Raw genomic sequence first — 17,392 nt, forward strand, 5'->3', positions numbered from 1 at the left:
CGTCGGCGCATGATAAAATAAAGCCAGCAAAAAGTCTTCCAAGACCCTCGTTTTTGAAGCACTTACTCCTCGTCTGACTCGACCGGTGACGATCCCCGGTAATGCCTCGTACGACGGGGGCCCCGGCACACAACAGCGAATGGAATCCTATGGCGACTGAACCTCTGAGCACGACTCCCCACGGCGACAACGATAGCTATACGAGTGACAACATCAAGGTCCTCGAAGGTCTTGAGGCGGTTCGTCTGCGTCCGGCCATGTACATTGGCTCGACCGGCGAGATGGGCCTGCATCACCTGGTCTACGAGGTGGTGGACAACTCGGTCGATGAGGCCTTGGCTGGCTATGCCACTCGTATTGACGTGATTGTTCACGTCGACAACTCGATCACCGTCATCGACGATGGCCGTGGCATTCCCGTCGACATGAAGACGCTTGCCAATGGCGAGCAGATGCCCGCGGTTCAGGTTGTGCTGACGATTCTGCATGCCGGCGGCAAGTTCGACGCTTCTACCTACAAGGTTTCCGGCGGTCTGCACGGCGTGGGCGTAAGCTGCGTCAATGCGCTATCGCAGGAGTTCAACGTTGAGATCTGTCGCGACGGCTTTACCTGGGAGATGGACTTCAGCTGTGGCGACCCAGTGAGTACGTTGCGCCAGACCGGCACCACCAAGAAGCGCGGCACGAAGGTGCACTTCCTGCCCGATAAAACCATCTTTACCGTCGTCGAGTACAACTACGACACGCTGGCCCAGCGCCTTCGTGAGATGGCCTTCCTGAACAAGGGCCTTGCCATCACACTCACCGACGAGCGCACCGCCGACCCCAAGACGGGCGAGCCGCGCCACGCCGAGTTCCGGTACGCCGGTGGCATTGCCGAGTTTGTGAAGCATCTGAACCGAGGCAAGAGCGTGCTGCACGAAAAACCCATCGTGATGGAAGCTATGCGCGACGGCGTCAAGATCGAAATTGCGCTGCAGTACAACGATAGCTACTCCGAGACGGTCTTCAGCTTTGCCAACAACATCAACACGGTGGACGGCGGCACGCATCTGTCCGGCTTCCGCACCTCGCTCACTCGCACCATCAACGCCATTGGCCAGCAGTTGGGTCTTTTCAAGGATCTGAAAGAGAACCTCTCTGGCGACGATGTGCGTGAAGGGCTGGTGGCCGTGGTCAGCGTCAAGCTGCCCCAGCCGCAGTTTGAAGGCCAGACCAAGGGCAAGCTGAATAGCGATATTGCTGGTAACGTACAGGCATTTGTGAACGAGCGCCTGGGCGCATTCCTGGAGCAGAATCCTCCGGTTGCCAAGCGCATCATCAACAAGGCCATCGATGCTTCGCGTGCTCGTGAAGCAGCCCGCAAGGCCCGCGATCTGACGCGCCGCAAGGGCGCGCTGGATTCCGGTGGTTTGCCCGGCAAGCTGGCCGACTGCTCCGAGCGCAACCCCGACCGCTGCGAAATCTACCTCGTCGAGGGTGAGAGCGCAGGCGGCACCGCCAAGCAGGGCCGTGACCGTAAGTTCCAGGCCATTCTGCCGCTGAAGGGCAAAATTCTCAACGTTGAGAAGGCCCGTTACGACAAGATGCTGGGCCACGAAGAAATCCGCGCCATGATCACCGCTTTTGGCTGTGGCATTGGCAAGGAAGATTTTGACCCGACCAAGATTCGCTACGGCAAGATCATCCTCATGACCGATGCCGACGTTGACGGTTCGCACATTCGCACCCTGTTGCTGACCTTCTTCTTCCGGCACATGACGGAGCTGATCCGCCGCGGTAACATCTACATTGCCCAGCCGCCGCTCTTCAAGATCAAGAAGGGCCGTCGCGAAGAGTACATCAAGAACGAGCTGGAGTTCGTCAAGGTGATGGTCAGCCGCGCCAGTGAAGGCATGCTCGTGCGCCATGGCGCTGAGCAGACGCCCATCGAGGGCACGGACCTGACTCGCTTCATGGGCACGCTCAATGATTACCTGGGCTTTGTCGAGAAGGTTGACAAGCACATGCGTAACGAGTCGCTGGTTGAGTTCCTGGCCCTGACAGAGCTGACACATCGCGCCGACTTTGAATCGTCCGCAGAGGGCGTTGTGCCGGAGAAGATCAAGGCTGTGCACGACAAGCTCCTCTCCATGGCAGACGCTTGCGAGTTCAAGGTCAACGATCCTGCCTTCGACGAAGAGCTGAAGCTCTGGTCGGTCAGCTTTGTGGATTCGCAGGGCGCAACCCGCAGCATCGATCGCGCTTTGGCTACCAGCCCCGAGTTCCGCCAGATGATGGCCAAGTTCTCGCTCATCAAGCAGTATCTTGAGCCGCCTTTCATCATCGACTACGCCGCCAAGACTGCAGCCGCGGTTGCCGCCAGCGAACCGGAAGAGGCTGAGGAAGGCGAAACGGCAGCCGATCTGTTCGCGCAGGCCGAGCAGAAGCAGACGCGCCGTACCAACAGCCGCGCACCGCAGGAAGCTGTCACGCAGAAGACTGCGCGCGATCTGTTCAACTACATCGTCGAGCAGGGCAAGAAGGGCTACGACGTGCAGCGCTATAAAGGACTGGGCGAAATGACCAGCACCCAGCTCTGGGAAACCACCATGGATCCTGAGCGCCGCACCTTGCTGAGCGTCAAGCTCGAAGATATGGTGGAGACCGACGAGATCTTTACCACTCTGATGGGCGAAGACGTGGAAAAGCGTCGCCGGTTCATCGAAGACAATGCGCTGGATGTGAAGAACCTGGACATCTAGGCTGTAATCGGTCAGAAGTTGCTCTAGAACTCCACGTGGGCGCGGAAGCTGCCCACCCAGGCCGGGCCGCGATCATGGTTATAGCCGGGGTTGTGAATGTTCTGCACATCTACCGAGTAGAACAGTCCGCGCCAGGCATGACGCGTGTAATAGCCTTCCACAATGTTTTCGCGGCCGTAGTTCAGGTTGCCATCGCCTAGCAGAAAACCCAGACCGCCATTCTTCAGGTAGTTCTGGTGGTCGCGCTTGATGGCGTTGGAAACCACGGCCAGGCCGATCTTGTCCTGGGGACGATGCCAGCGGGTGGTCGCATAGTCGGCGGCCACCTCCACCGTCTGATCGATCTCGGTGTAGGCATACGACTCATGCTGGCCTTCGTTCCAGCCAAAGCGCGCTGCCATGTGCAGGTTTGTGGTCAGTTCCTGCTCGGTATTCAGTCCAAAGCCATACTTGAGCGCGCCGTCGCGCTCGTGCAGGGTAATGCTCGGGCGCGTCACGCCGTAGTTGGCCGTGTCGGCTCCGCTCAAAAACGCCAGCACAGCCTCGCGATAATCGCCCATGTGGGCGCGGTTGGCGTAGAACAGTACGCGTTCCGTGCCCTTTTGCTTGGGAACAATGCCGCGGCGCAGTTCGAACTCGCCATTCTGCCCGTGGGCTCGACTGAAGGCCCAGTCGATGTCCATACCGTTGGCTGTGGTGGGCATGCCGAAGATGCCGTAGCGCAGGCTCCATTGGCGGTCATCGTATTCGGCCATGCCGCCCACGGTGTAGCCGCGCGTGTCGGCAGCGTAGTCCCATGCGCCATTATTGTCGACACTCCAGTTCATGAACTGGAGGTGGCTGTCGGAGCCCACTTCATTTACGTCGAAAAAATCGGGCAGAGTCATTTTGCCGCCGCGCAATTCAATGCGGCGCACCGGAACCGAACTGGCCAAGGAAAAAAAGTTTCGCTGCTGTGTGGTGGTTTCGCTCGTGAGGCCAATGGTCTGGTGAACCTGATACCGCGCCAGATAGGGTTTGGAGCTGAGGGTGGGGTTACGCACCACATCCAGATTGGTGAAGCCGGCCAGACCCAGAGCCTGACTCAGACCACGGCCTCCTGCGGACTCAAAATCAAGCAACAGGTCGGTGTTATAGCGCACGCTCTGGTCCAGGCGCATGCCGGAGTAGAGCGTGCCCACCAGCGAGGTCTTATACTCTGCCGGCCCCTGAAAGCTGTTGGGACCATCATAAGGCGAGTGGAAGGACAACTGTCCCTGATAGATGATGTTGGCCTGACCGCTGAGCCAGTAACGGTCGCTGCGAAAGTGCGGCAACATGGTCGTTGGCGTGTCTTTGTCGTCGCTCTGTGGCTGGGGTGCGTCCAGCTGAGCGGTCTGCGCCGTCTGAGAAGCAGGAGCGGCGACGGGCGGCTGCAGGGCAAAGGCGGGCGCGGCCAGCAGCAGGCAGCCAAGGGCGGAGAGCATCGGAATGAGTCGACAAAAGCGCATGGAAGTGTCTCGGGGGTTAGATCGGGGAGCTATACCCCCCCATGGGTATAAGGTATACCCCGGGAGGGTATAATGGCAACAGGGAGATTGTTACCATGTCCACCCACGAACGGGAAAAAGTGAAACTTCTGCAGCGTCTGCGCCGGGTGCGCGGCCAACTGGATGCGGTCGAGCGCTCGCTGGAGGCCAACGAGGAATGCGGCGGGCAACTGATGCTGCTGGCTGCGGTGCGGGGCGGCGTGAATGGTCTGATGGCCGAGGTTCTGGAAACGCACATCCGCTTTCATCTGGCGGATGGCGCCAAGGAGCAGATTGCGCCTGATCTGGCCGAGGATCTGATTGATCTGGTGCATGCGTATCTAAAGTAGCGCTGACGCCAGTCAGGTTTGTGTCCAAAAGTGAGCGCTACCGCTGACTTCAGCATAGCGCCACAGTGGATGTGCAACGATGAACGTCTGTTGAATCAGCAGAAGCGGGTGATGCGCGCAAAGGATTGCTCCGCTCCGGATGCAGAACGCCAGCGGTCTTCAAAGTCGGCCAGGGGAAGTGGATGGCTGAAGAAGTAGCCCTGGAAGGAGCTGCATCCGAGGTCGATCAGCAGGTCGCGCTGCTCGCAACTTTCCACGCCCTCGGCAATGACGTTGAGCCCCAGCGCGCGGCCCAGTGAGATGATGGAGCGGGCAATGGCCTGGCTGCCGATGTCGTCCAGCAGATCGCGCACAAACGAGCGGTCGATCTTGAGCTGATCGAAGGGCAGGCGCTTCAGGTAGGAGAGCGAGCTGTAGCCTGTTCCGAAGTCGTCCAGCGAGAAGTGTACGCCGTGCTGCTTAAGCTCGTTCATCTTGGCGATGGCGTCATCGATGTTGTCGAGCAGCATGCTTTCGGTCAGTTCCAGATCAAGGCAGGCGGGGTTGGCGTCGTTGCGGCGCAACACGTCGAGCACATGTTCCACAAAGCCGGGTTGGCGGAACTGACGGGCGCTGATGTTCACCGAAAGTGGGATCGGAAACGGCGGGTCGGCATTGTTCCAAAGATGAATCTGCTGGCAGGCAGCTTCCAGAACCCAATCGCCCAACGGCACAATCAGTCCACTTTCTTCAGCGAGTGAGATGAACTGGCCCGGTTGCAGAAGACCGCGGTAGGGATGCTGCCAGCGCAGCAGAGCCTCCACGCCCGTCAGGTGGTTGCGGTCAAGCTGGGGTTGATAGTAAAGCAGGAAATGGTTGTTGCGCAGGGCCGAGCGGATCTCGTCTTCCATGGCGGCGCGGGTTTGCACGGCAGCCTGCAGGGCGGGCGCAAAAAAACGCATGGTGTTGCGGCCAGCGGCTTTGGCTTGATACATGGCGATGTCGGCCTGTTGCAGAATCTCGTCTACGCTTTCGTTTTTTCCGCTGAAGACCGTGATGCCGATGCTCGACGAGGAGAAGTACTCGCGTTTGTCGAGCCAGTAGGACTTTTCAATCGCGTCCAGAATCTTTTGCACAATGTTTTCCGCCAGCGCGGCGGCTTTTTCGTATTGTGCGCCCAGGCCGTTGAGCAGCACTACAAACTCATCGCCGCCCAGACGGGCCACGGTATCCGATTCACGCACGCAGTTGGAAAGCCGACGTGCCACCTCGCACAGCAGCGTGTCGCCATTCTGGTGGCCAAGCGTGTCGTTCAGATTCTTGAAGTTGTCCAGATCAATGAACAGCAGGGCGCGCATGTCATGGGAACGCGTAGCGCTGGCCAGCGATTGGCGCAGGCGATCCATGAGCAGGCGGCGGTTGGGCAGCCGGGTCAAGGGATCGTAGAAGGCCAGATTCCAGATCTTGTCTTCTGCGGCCTTGGCGTCGCTGACGTCGCGGATGATGTTCAGAACGCAGGCCGTGCCCTCGATTTCGATCAGCGAAGAGCTGATCATCACCCAGATGAGTTCGCCGTTTTTCTTGCGGAAGCGGGTACGGGCATCGCGGAACGAGCCCTGTTCGCGCATTACCTGATACATCTTTTCGCGCGCGCTGGGTTCGGCCCACAGATCCAGATTGAGGCTGGTATTGCCCAGAACTTCCTGGCTTTCGTAGCCGAACATATCCAGGAAGGCGGAGTTGACGTCGATCAGGATGTTGTCTTTGAGGCGATGGATCGAGATGCAGTCCAGCGTTGCCTGGAAGACCGTGCGGTAGCGCTCTTCGCTGATGCGCAGCGCCTTTTGCGCCTCGGCCAGCCGCTGCTCGGCCAGCTTGGCCTGGGTGATGTCGCGGGTGATGGACAGAGCGCAGGGTTCGCCATCGATTTCAACAATGGAAACCGACATCAGACCCCAGAGCAGCCCGCCGTCCTTTTTGACAAACTGGGCCTGGTAGTTGTGGCATACGCCGTGCTCCAGCAGTTCGCGGCGCACATTCTGATAATCGCTTTCCTCGGCCCAGAAGCCGAGTTCCATGCTGGTCTTGCCCACCACCTCAGCGCGGGTGTAACCCATCACGTCCTTGATAGCCCTGCTTGCATCCAGAAAAACGCCGTCGCGGATGCGGCTGACGAGCACGGTATCAATGTTCATCTGGAAGGTGGTGCGGTAGCGCTGTTCGCTGGCCCGCAGACGCAATTCCGCCTGCTTGACCTCGGTAATGTCTTTGATGACGCCGCGCAGTTGCACGGGCTGGTCAGCTTCGTCGTAGTCCAGATGGCCCAGAGCATGCACCCAGCGCTCCACGCCGTCGCTTGGGCGAACGATGCGGTATTCGCGATTGAGCGGAGTGTGTTTCTCCATGATCTCCACGGCAAAATACGCTTGCATGGCTTCGTGATCCTCGGGATGCATCATGGCGAACCAGCATTCAAGGGTCCGCGGATCTTCTGGCAGAAGACCGAAGATCTCATCAAGCACCGTTGAGGTTGTGCATTGGCCGGAGAGAAGATCGACGGTGTAGCTGCCCAGACCACCGATCTTCTGCGCCTGGGCCAGTGAATCGGCGGTTTCGCGCAGCACCTGTTCGGCGCGAACCTTTTCGGTGACGTCGAAGATGTTGGTCAGCAGAACAATCTTGTCGCCATAGTCGATTGGCGAACTGTAGACCTGCACATCGCGAACTTCGCCCGAGGCCAGCCAGTGTTTGAAGTTGAAGAAAGTCCTATTCTGCAGCACGGCATTCTGGCGTTCCTGGCGAATCTTTTCCTGCGGCATATGATTCAGCAGGGCAATGTTGTTGCCCACCAGTTTTTCAATCGGGTATCCGTAGAACTCCGCCGCCGCATGGTTGGCGTTCAGAATTTCTTCCGTGAGCGGATCAACGAGCAACTGCGCGATCTTGGAGTCTTCGAAAAGATTGCGGAAACGGTTTTCACTGGCTGTGAGCGCCTGCATGGACTGCACGTGGACAGTAATGTCTTCAAAGAATCCCTCGTGATAGCGCGGCTCATTCTGCGCGTCACGCACCAGGCGACTGTTGAGCGAGACCCAGATGACGGAGCCGTCGCGACGGTGGAAGCGGCAGGCGAAGCCCATCACCGGATCGGTGGAAGAGTGAACCGCCTCCAGATAACGTGTCCGGTCCGTCTGCTCCACCCAGAGTTCTGTGCCAACTTCGCCGATAGAGGTCTTCAATTCCTCCACTGAGTCGTAGCCGAGCAGCCGCGCACACGACAGGTTGGCAGTCAGGAACTTACCTTCCATGGAGATTTGATAAATGCCTTCGAGCGCACTGTCGAACAGGGCGCGATACTTGCGTTCGGCTTCGATCAGCGTTCGTTCCAGACGTTTGCGCTCACGTGCGTCGCGCACAAAGCTTAGAAATCCCGTCACGGCTCCAGCCGAATCGCAAATGCTGGAGACAGAGACGGAAACATCAATCTCTTCGCCACTTTTGTGGCACATGACGGTGTCATAGTCGGGATAAACTTCGCCTTTTTGGCGGCTCTCCAGTTTCTTGCTGACCATTGGCCGCTGGTGATCGCTGATCAGCTCCAGAACACGCCGGCCGATGATCTCTGCAGGCGTATAGCCCAGCAGCCGCTCCGTGCCGCGATTCCAACGCGTGATATAACCCTGCGCATCGGTGGTAAAGACAGCGTCCACGGAGTTCTCCACGATGGAGGCCAGCAACGCTTTGGCTTGTTCCGCTTCCAGGCGGTCGTACATGTCGCGGGCTACTACCGAGATGGCTGTAACCTCGCCGGCCGGGTTGCGCACCGGCCAGGCATTGACGATCAGTTGTTTGCGCTGCCCGTCGTTCCGCACCACGGTGTAAAGCTGATGCTGGATGGGCTCGCTGCTGGTCACGCTTTCTATTTGTTTGGCAAGCAGGCCCCAATCCTCCTCAGACACCACCATGCGCACCGGCTTGTTGATCGCCTCTTCGCTTTTGTAGCCAAAGATATTTTCTGCGGCCTGATTCCAGCTGAAGATGACGCCGTTGCGGGTCAAAGAAAGGTAGGCGTCCGCGGAGCTTTCCACCACAGCCGCCAGATGGCGGTGCATCTCTTCGTCGACTTTCCGGCAGGTCACATCGCGTGAAAAGACAGAAACGCCACAGGCCGTGCCCTCCACCTGAATGGGATGAAAGGAGAGTTCAACCGTTGCGCCGGTGATCAGCGTCTGTTCGGTTTGAAAGGGACCTTCTTGCAGGGCGCGTTCGTAATCTTGGCGCCACGGTGCGGCCTGTTCCGGAGTGATCAGGTCCAGTAACGCCATGCCGGGCTCAGGCTCAAGGTGGTAGGTAAGAAAAATATAGCGTTTGAAGGCACTGTTGAAGGCAAGCAGCCGGAACTCCTGGTCGACCGACCAGATCAGTTCGTTGGTGCTTTCGATCAATGCCTCGAAATTGGCTTCAGCCTGAAAACGCATGTGGAACGAATCTAGCCCCCGTAACGTAATTCATACCTGGAATGGATCGGAAATGCTGGAAGGGAATCGATGGATACTGGGCCCGTATTTCCAGTTGGACTCACCATGGAGTATCCGAGCCCGGAACTGCTGAGTCGTTCATCGGTCAAATCTCAGCTATCTTTATTGCAAACCGGGCTTTCCTGCCACCCGCGGCCAGGCCGGGGAACCCAGGAAAAACCCTTTCCGTACGATGGGATGCGTCCGCTACACTGACCCAAACAGGAGGAACCTGACTGCCATGCAGACCCGGATTCTGGGCACCACAATGCCCGTGCTCGAAGTTGAACTTGAACCCAACGAAAGCGTCTTCAGCGAGAGTGGCGAGCTGTCCTGGATGACGGGCTCGATCCAGATGGCCACCCATACCCAGATGGGCGGGGGCGGGGGCATCTTTGGCGCGCTCAAGCGCATGGCCGGGGGCGGTAGCCTCTTCATGACTGAGTACCGCGCCTGGCAGACGTCCGGCGTGGTAGCCTTTGCCACCAAGGTTCCAGGCCATATTGTGCCAGTCGAACTGGACGGTGGCAACGACTATCTGGTGCATCGTCATGGCTTTTTGTGCGCCACGCCGCAGGTTGCGCTTAGCGTGGGCTTTCAGCAGTCGCTGGGGGCGGGCATCTTTGGCGGCGATGGCTTTCTGCTGCAGCGGGTGGGCGGCCACGGCACCGCCTGGTTGGAGCTGAGCGGCGAACTGGTCCGGCGCGATCTGCAGCCGGGTGAGGTGCTGCGTGTGCATCCCGGCCACGTGGGCGCATTCCACACTTCGGTCAGCTTTCAGATCACCATGGTGCCCGGCATCAAGAACGTGATCTTTGGTGGCGACGGCATCTTTCTGGCCGAACTGGTCGGCCCCGGCTCGGTCTGGCTGCAGACGCTGCCCATCAGCCGTCTGGCCCACAAGATCAGCGAATATCTGCCCCACGGAGAGTCGCGCCCAAGTGGCGGCGCAGCCCTCGGCGGCGGCCTGCTGGGTGGCATCGTGGGCTCCATTCTGAATGGAGACGAGTAAGACTGTCTTTCGTTTGTAGCTTTGTGGGGAGTGAGCCGCCGACCTCAGGCTGCTTCTCCCCCGGAAGTTATTGCCAATCCTGGTGGCCGGAAAGCCGCAGAAATCCCCTTTTCTGAAAATTGAATGCAACGGTGCAGAGGAAAGCGCTGCTGCAAGCGTGTGCCTTTGGGAATCCTGTTTCAGGTTTTGTCATAAGGGTAGAAGAGTTCAGACAGATATGTATAAGAATTGAAAAGTGTTTTTTTTCTAAGTAAAAAATCGTCCAGACTGAGTCATTTTATTGAATGTTCGGGGCGAGGAGCCGATCAGGAAAACGGAGGGGCGCCGATCCACGTTCTATTTTCTAAATCGTATGCTTGGCTCATGCTCCGGCGTGAGAGAGGACGGTTGTGTCCGTACACGTTTTCTCTGTCTCTCCTGTTTTTCCTCTGCCTCGTCGTTGTTCCCGCCGTTCATGCGCAGTACATCACGCTGCAGCATTTCTCAGAAGACCAGGGCCTCGACAATCTTGCCATCGTTAATGCCGCCAAAGACTCCCAAGGCATGCTTTGGGTGGCTACCAATGGTGGGCTTTTCCGCTACGACGGCCTGCGTTTTCACTTTGTCGGCGCTGAGTCCGGCGTGCCTGAAGGCGATGTTGCCCCCTTGTTTGTCAGCTCCAACGGAACCATCTGGGCCGGGTACCGGCAGGGGTTGTTCTATAGCAACGGCAAGGAGTTTCATAAGGTCAGAGGCATTCCTCTGCACCTTGGTTTTGGGGGGTCCACCCAACTGCACGAAGGCCAGAATGGCGAGCTGATCGTTCTAGTTTCAGGGAAACTTGTCAGCGTTACCCGGCAGCAATCCGCCGACGGTGAGGACTGGGTGGCCAGCGATTATGCCACCCTGCATTCTGGTTTTCCGCATTTGCAGAGTATTCACTCCGCGCGGAGCACGGCCGAGGGGTTGTGGCTCGGCTGCGATCAGGCTCTCTGCCGCTGGAGCGATGGAAAAATGCAGACCTGGGGCGTGGCGGAAGGCGTTCCTGCGGATGAGTACATCTCCATTCGTCAGTTGCGCAATGGCGAGGTCTGGGTCCGCAGCCAGTCGCATCTGCTGCGCCTCGAGCCCGGCGGGCGCTGGAAGGATGTGGCCTCCGAGATCGCGCTGCCTTCCTTGCAGACCCGCTTCTGTCCGCTGGCCGAAGACCCTGAAGGCCACCTGCTGGCCACCGTCGGAGACACGCTGCTGTTGCACGATGCGCGCGGCTGGACAATCTTCAACTCTGCGCACGGCATGCCGGAAAACGATCTGTCCTCGCTGTTTGTTGACCACAACGAAAGCATCTGGATCGGCACACAGGGCGGAGGCCTTCTGCGCTGGAAGGGCTACGGGCGATGGGAGAGTTTTACCCTGCATGAAGGCCTGCCCAGCAACAGCGTCTGGCAGATTGCCTCCGGAGCCAATGGTTCCCTGATTGCCGCCACCAGTGCCGGTCTTGCCCTGAAGCCGCAGGGCCAACAGGAGTGGCGGCCTATGCCGGGCATTCCCCGACGCTGTGCGATTTACGCCGTGCAGCGCACGGAAGATGGAGCGGTCTGGTACGCCTGCGAAAATGCGTTTTACCGCTACGAGGAGGGCACCGGAAAAACGCAGAATTATGCTCTTCCGGATATGGCGGCCAATATTCTGGTGCTGAACAATACCGTGTGGGTTTCCACGCTCAAAGGTTTGTTCCATGTTGACCTGCACGCCCGCGATCGCTCTCTGCACCGCGTCGATGAGCTGGGCGATCAGCGCATAGGGCAGCTTGCCGCCGGTCTGCACAACGACCTCTGGATCTCAGCCCGCAAAGGCATTTATCACATGGACCCGGCGCCTGGTGGCCTGCATCTGGTGATTCCCGCCAGCATGAAGATGAACGGTTTTCCACTCATCGTGGACAAGCAGGGAAATCTCTGGTTTGGCTCTATGGGTGAGGGTGTGAACCGTGCCCTTCTGCAGGGGGAGCAACTGCTGGGCATTGATTCCTTTGTGCGTCCGGTTGTGCATTCCCGTCAGTTCTACAGCATGATGATGGATCGTCGCGGCTGGATCTGGTGTGGTGGCGATGCCGGCATGGACGTCTACCACGATGGCGCATGGGGTTTTCTGAACTCCAACAACGGTCTCATCGTCAACGACCCCAACGAGGGATCGCTGCTGGAAGACCGCGATGGTTCCATCTGGATCGGCACCAGTGGCGGCCTATCACACCTGTTTCATCCCGCTACCGCACTGCGCATCGAGCCGGGCACCATCCGCATTTTGTCGGTGCGTCTGAACGGCAAGGATCTGCCCATCACTCCGCTTGTTACCGTGCCAGCTGGTACGGGCATGCTCGAAGTCAAAGTGGGTGCCAGTGAGCACGAAGAGATGCCGGGCGTACAACTCATGTATCGCTCTCCGGGCAGCATGGAAAACTGGACTCCGCTTGGCGAAAGCACGCTGCGCATCTCTCAGGGCACGCCCCGCAAGCTGCAACTGCAGTTTCAGCTGATGCAGCAGGATGGAACTGAGGTCTCGCCCATGGTGGAAATGACCGTGGTCGTTCTGCCGGCCTGGTGGCGGAGTTCCATTGCTTTGACGCTGTATGCGCTGGCTGGTCTGGCGATGCTGTATACGGCCTGGTACATGCGCACCCACAAAATGCGCATCATGCAGCGCCGTCTGAAGGAACTGGTGGCCATCCGCACGGCTGAACTCATGGAAAAGAACCGCGCGCTGGAAGCGGCCCGTAAGGAACTGGAATACAAGGCCTCGCATGATCCACTTACCGGCCTGCTGAACCGTGGCGCGCTACTCGAATTACTGGTGCGCGAAATGGATCGTTGTGAGCGTAAGAATTCCAGTCTGGTGGTTGTCATTCTCGATCTTGATTACTTCAAGCGCGTCAATGATACCTACGGTCATGCTGTTGGCGATGCCGTGTTGGTTGAAGTCAGCTTTCGTCTGCGCTCCGCACTGCGCCCCTATGACGCCATTGGCCGTTACGGCGGCGAAGAGTTCGTTCTGGTGCTGCCCGAACTGGACGAGAGCACGGCGCTCAATCGGCTGGATGCGTTGCGTACAGTCATCGCCGCGCAGCCCGTTCTTTCTGCCGGAAACATCGTGCAGGTTACGGCCAGTTTTGGCTATACACTCTTCAAGCCGCATGACCACGCGGCCTCGTTGCTGCAGCGCGCCGACGCCGCTCTCTATCTGGCCAAAGCCGCTGGTCGCAATCGCGTTCGCTTCATCGGGGAACTTAAAGATCCCTCCGAATTAAACGATGACCCTGTAATTTAGTACTATTGACTACTGCATAAATAATGCAATAATACTTTCAGAGGTACGGTACCCCTATGCCCAGACTGAAGGCAAGTGCCGAGCTTTTGGAAGACCGTCGCCGTCGTGCTTTAGCGCTGTTGGATGAAGGCTGCTCGCTCAACGAAGTCGGACGACAGATAGGATGTAACGCGAGTTCAGTGATGCGCTGGCGCGATGCTCGACGGCAGCGCGGAGACGATGCTTTGCAGGTCCGTTTTTCTCCTGGACGCCCCCTGAAGTTGGGTGCTACTGAGCGCAAGAAGCTTGTTCGGCTGTTGCTCAAGGGGCCGATGGCTCAGGGTTATCGCACCAATCTGTGGACCACCGCACGCATTGCCGCGTTGATCGAGAGCGAGTTCGGCGTGAGCTACCACCCGGATCACATAGGCCGGTTGATGCACGATCTCGGTTGGACTCCGCAGAAGCCGGAACGACGCGCTCTGGAGCGCAACGAAGAAGAGATCGAGCGTTGGAAACAAAAAGAGTGGCCGCGTATAAAAAAAACGCCACAAGGCTGGGCGCCCACATCGTCTTTGCCGATGAATCGGGCTTCTTGATGATTCCCAACGTGGTCAGAACCTGGGCGCCACAAGGGGAAACACCTATCCACCGCCATCGCCAAGGACAGCGCGACAAGATCTCGGTGATCTCGGGAATTTCCGTCAGCCCTGGACGACATCATCTCGGTCTCTACTATCTTCTTTTTTACGACAACATCGGGCAGGAGGAGGTCTGTCTGTATTTGCGCGAACTGACGCGCCTCCTGCGCGGCCCGATCATTCTGCTCCTCGACAACTCATCGACGCACAAGGGAAAGCCTATCGAGCAATTTCTCGAAAAGCATCCCCGGCTGCGCATCGAGCACTTTCCGTCCTATGCCCCGCAACTGAATCCAGACGAAGGCGTCTGGTCATTGGCCAAGCGGGAACTGGCCAACAGCTGCCCAAAGGATGTGGACGAACTGATGGAAGACATACTTGGCTCCATTGACGGAATTCGGAACTCGCAGGCAAAACTGCGCGGCTGCATCGCCCAATCCGAGTTGTCCATTTCTTTGCGCTGAATCATTGCATTATTTATGCAGGAATCAATAGCTTCCAGCTTCCAGCTTCCAGCACCTAGCACCTGTTACCAGCAAAAAGACCGGGGCACACTTTGCGCGTGCTGGAGGCAGTGCTTTGGCATGCCCCGGTTGCTGAAGATTGAGGCTTAATCGGCGGGTGTGCCCTCTAGAATTTCCTCTGCATCGGCCGAGGTCTTGTGCTTTTGTCCCTTGTAGTCGGCGTAGTGAATCACGCCGTCGTAGGCGTCCTTGATCAGATCCTGCAGGGGAATCACGCTGCCGTTCACGCGCTGCTCGTCCAGCAGGTCCAGGTCCACGTCGGCGACGATCATCTGCTCCTGATTGATGGTGCCTTCGGCGGCGATGCCGTCGCGGGCAAAGAAGTAATCGGAGGGCGTCAGAATTGCAGCCTGCCCGTAGTTGGCGGCCATGTTCGGCACCAGTGGCAGATTGCCCACCGTGCCGGTCACGGCCACATACACCTGATTCTCGATGGCGCGGGCCTGGGCGCAGTAGCGCACGCGGAAGAAGCCTTCGCGGCCATCGGTGCAGGAGGGTACGAAGAGAATTTCGGCGCCCGCTTCGCAGACCACCCGCGCCGCTTCGGGAAACTCCACGTCATAGCAGATCAGAATCGCGATGTTGCCAAAGTCGGTGTGGTACACATACAGCCGATTGCCGCGGCTCAGTTGATACGGCCCGCTCTCCCACGGCGTCAGGTGAACCTTCTTCTGGCGGAAGACCTGTCCGTTGGGCGTGAACAGATGCGCCGCGTTGAAGACCTTGCCCTTTTGGATGATGGGGTGCGTGCCGCCCACAATGTACATGCCGGTTTCTTCGGCCAGTCGCTGGAAGAGCTCTTCGTACTGGTGCACCATGCTGGCCAGCCGCCGCACGGCCATTGCAGGAGCTGACTCGTTGATGTAGCTGAGCAACTGCATGGTGAAGAACTCGGGAAAGAGCACAAAGTGTGCCTTGTACTCCTTGGCGCTGCGCACAAAGAACTCCACCTGGCTGACGAAGTCTTCAAAGCTGGTGATGGGCCGCATCAGATACTGAATGGCCGCAATGCGCACTCTGCGGGGCCGCCGCGAGCCGCGCATGGAGTCGGCCACTTCCTTTTCAAGCGCCGCATGGCTCACGCTGGCCTTCAGCAGCACCGACGAAGCGTACTCCGGATTCAGCCACTCCAGCACCGTCGCATAGCCGCAGGATTCCGTATCGGTCATGTAGCCCGGAACCACGTCCAGCACCGCCAGACGGTTGGCCAGCTGAAAGCTCAGGGCCGGATCGTGCCGCCTGCTAGCTACCACTTCCGCCACATATTCCTTGGCCGTCATTTCGCCAGCCACCCGGCAGTAGCCGGGAATGCGCCCGCCGGTCAGCATGCGCTTCAGCCCGCGCTCGCCCACCAGTGTTTTGCGCGCCTCATACATGGCTGAACCCACGCCCATGCGCCGCGCCTCGGGGGCCACGCCCATGTCGGCTCCGTAGAGCGTTTTGCCCTGCGGATTGTGCGTTTCAAAGGTTCCATGCGCAGTGATCGAAGACCAGTTGGCTTCTTCCGCGTAATCGTCCCAGTCGATCAGCAGCGAACTGGAGGAGCCGAGTACGCTGCCATTCATGTCGACCACCACCAACTGGCCTTCGGGAAAGATCTCCAGGTGGCGCTGCAGCTGTTCGGCCCGCCAGGGCGTCTGCCCGGGAAAGGCGCGTTTCTGCAAATCGATGACGGCGGGAATATCGTCGGCAGTCATCTGCCGGACGCCGAAGGCGGGCAAGGTGTCGTCGTAGATCTCCATCATGATGTGCTCCATGCAAGAAACAATGCCGTGCAGCGCAAGTATGATCCAGATTCGAAGAATGGGAGATGAGAGATAAGTCAAAAAGGATGGATTTGTTTATAAAAATGCATTCCAGGAATGCGGAAGTGGAAGCAAAGCTTTAATCCTGTGCCTTCAGCGCAAAGAGCAGGGCTATCATTCCGCCTGCCAGTGGCGCAATCAGCAGGAAGCAACTGGCCATGTTCAGGCCATGTACCAGCGCTTGCAGTGCCGGATTGCCGATCGCCAGTGCCTGGTATTGCCGCCAGGGATCATTCGTGAGCGGCCGCGGGTGGCTCAGATCAATGCGGGCCAGAATCACCGCCACCGCCATCAGTGCGCTGATCATGGCGCTCCATGTGCCGGTGGCAATGCCCACGTTCGGACTTTTGGAAAAGCGCTGGCCCTTGTAGCCGGCAATGCCCGCAAAGATGCTGGCCGCCGCCAGAATGCCTATCTGTGCGTAGAGTTTGTGTGCGAACTGCGGAACGTCCAGAAAAACGAATCCGATGCACAGCAGGCCTGCCGGAATCGCCAGCGCCAGCCCGGACTTCAGCGACTTCTGCACCTCCGGATTATGGCGACCGCCGATCCAGTACAGCAGGTACAGATAGGCCAGCAGGCAGATCACGGGATCGTAGCCGGTGGTTCCCTGGCCGGGCAGAAGAGGAATATCCCTCCAGGGCCACAGCTTGAGTCCAAGCAGAACCAGATCGCCAAGGGCGAGCAGCATCAGGGGAATGCGAAGAAAGTAACGGGTTCGCGAGGACATGGACCTTGGACTACCCTTTCAGCGTCGGGTGCGCTCATATTCTGCTTATAGCATTTTCGGAATTGCTGTAGACCGAAAGCAGGATGCTAAGTGCCTTTTTCCTCAAGAAAAAGGCACCTTGCAAGCCCCTTAAAAAGTCTATATGTATTCCGAAAATGCTCTAATGAAGCGGCATGGTCGCACTGTGCGTCAACAGGCAAAAGCATCTGTGTAATCGTATTTCAAAATACACGAAAAGCTGTTTTGAATGGGCGTGGCTTCATTGGCTGCGAAAAAATCCTTGCTGGGTGCTTTGTG

At 58.3% G+C, this 17,392-nt stretch carries 10 protein-coding genes; 6 read left to right on the plus strand and 4 right to left on the minus strand.

Features of this window, described 5'->3' with window-relative positions; all coding sequences use genetic code 11:
- Positions 1 to 149 precede the first annotated feature (149 nt).
- Complete coding sequence (gyrB, locus tag ACOBR2_RS03005; protein ID WP_420238591.1) at positions 150 to 2,744, plus strand: DNA topoisomerase (ATP-hydrolyzing) subunit B; 2,595 nt, start codon at positions 150 to 152, stop codon at positions 2,742 to 2,744.
- 23 nt (positions 2,745 to 2,767) lie between these two features.
- On the opposite strand, the gene ACOBR2_RS03010 is transcribed toward gyrB, so the two are convergent.
- The gene (locus ACOBR2_RS03010) at positions 2,768 to 4,210 is read right to left on the minus strand and encodes a carbohydrate porin (RefSeq protein ID WP_420238592.1); all 1,443 of its coding nucleotides are present in this window, start codon (positions 4,208 to 4,210) and stop codon (positions 2,768 to 2,770) included.
- 119 nt (positions 4,211 to 4,329) lie between these two features.
- Between ACOBR2_RS03010 and ACOBR2_RS03015 the strand changes: the two genes are divergently transcribed.
- Positions 4,330 to 4,602 carry a metal/formaldehyde-sensitive transcriptional repressor gene (locus ACOBR2_RS03015; RefSeq protein ID WP_420238593.1) on the plus strand — a complete coding sequence of 91 codons (273 nt, stop codon included), beginning with the start codon at positions 4,330 to 4,332 and terminating at the stop codon, positions 4,600 to 4,602.
- 95 nt (positions 4,603 to 4,697) lie between these two features.
- Here the strand turns inward: ACOBR2_RS03015 and ACOBR2_RS03020 are convergent, their stop codons facing one another.
- Positions 4,698 to 9,059, minus strand: coding sequence for a PAS domain S-box protein (locus tag ACOBR2_RS03020; RefSeq protein ID WP_420238594.1), 4,362 nt, complete (start codon positions 9,057 to 9,059; stop codon positions 4,698 to 4,700).
- A gap of 280 nt (positions 9,060 to 9,339) precedes the next feature.
- Between ACOBR2_RS03020 and ACOBR2_RS03025 the strand changes: the two genes are divergently transcribed.
- From ACOBR2_RS03025 to ACOBR2_RS03040, 4 genes are all read left to right on the plus strand, one after another.
- Positions 9,340 to 10,110 carry a TIGR00266 family protein gene (locus ACOBR2_RS03025; RefSeq protein WP_420238595.1) on the plus strand — a complete coding sequence of 257 codons (771 nt, stop codon included), beginning with the start codon at positions 9,340 to 9,342 and terminating at the stop codon, positions 10,108 to 10,110.
- Between the two features lie 363 nt (positions 10,111 to 10,473).
- Positions 10,474 to 13,416, plus strand: a complete 2,943-nt coding sequence (locus tag ACOBR2_RS03030) for a diguanylate cyclase (protein ID WP_420238596.1) — start codon at positions 10,474 to 10,476, stop codon at positions 13,414 to 13,416.
- A 56-nt stretch (positions 13,417 to 13,472) separates the two neighbouring features.
- Positions 13,473 to 13,994, plus strand: a complete 522-nt coding sequence (locus tag ACOBR2_RS03035) for an IS630 family transposase (RefSeq protein WP_420236105.1) — start codon at positions 13,473 to 13,475, stop codon at positions 13,992 to 13,994.
- Positions 13,994 to 14,500 carry an IS630 family transposase gene (locus ACOBR2_RS03040; RefSeq protein WP_420239962.1) on the plus strand — a complete coding sequence of 169 codons (507 nt, stop codon included), beginning with the start codon at positions 13,994 to 13,996 and terminating at the stop codon, positions 14,498 to 14,500. The genes ACOBR2_RS03035 and ACOBR2_RS03040 overlap by 1 nt, the downstream gene beginning before the upstream one ends.
- A 146-nt stretch (positions 14,501 to 14,646) precedes the next feature.
- Here ACOBR2_RS03040 and ACOBR2_RS03045 read toward each other — a convergent pair whose 3' ends face one another.
- On the minus strand, positions 14,647 to 16,305 hold the full coding sequence (locus ACOBR2_RS03045; protein WP_420238597.1) for a GNAT family N-acetyltransferase: 1,659 nt from the start codon (positions 16,303 to 16,305) through the stop codon (positions 14,647 to 14,649).
- Between the two features lie 139 nt (positions 16,306 to 16,444).
- Positions 16,445 to 17,095, minus strand: coding sequence for a hypothetical protein (locus ACOBR2_RS03050; protein WP_420238598.1), 651 nt, complete (start codon positions 17,093 to 17,095; stop codon positions 16,445 to 16,447).
- Positions 17,096 to 17,392: the final 297 nt, after the last annotated feature.

This window comes from Telmatobacter bradus (assembly GCF_048629425.1).
Classification (GTDB): Bacteria; Acidobacteriota; Terriglobia; order Terriglobales; family Acidobacteriaceae; genus Telmatobacter; species Telmatobacter bradus.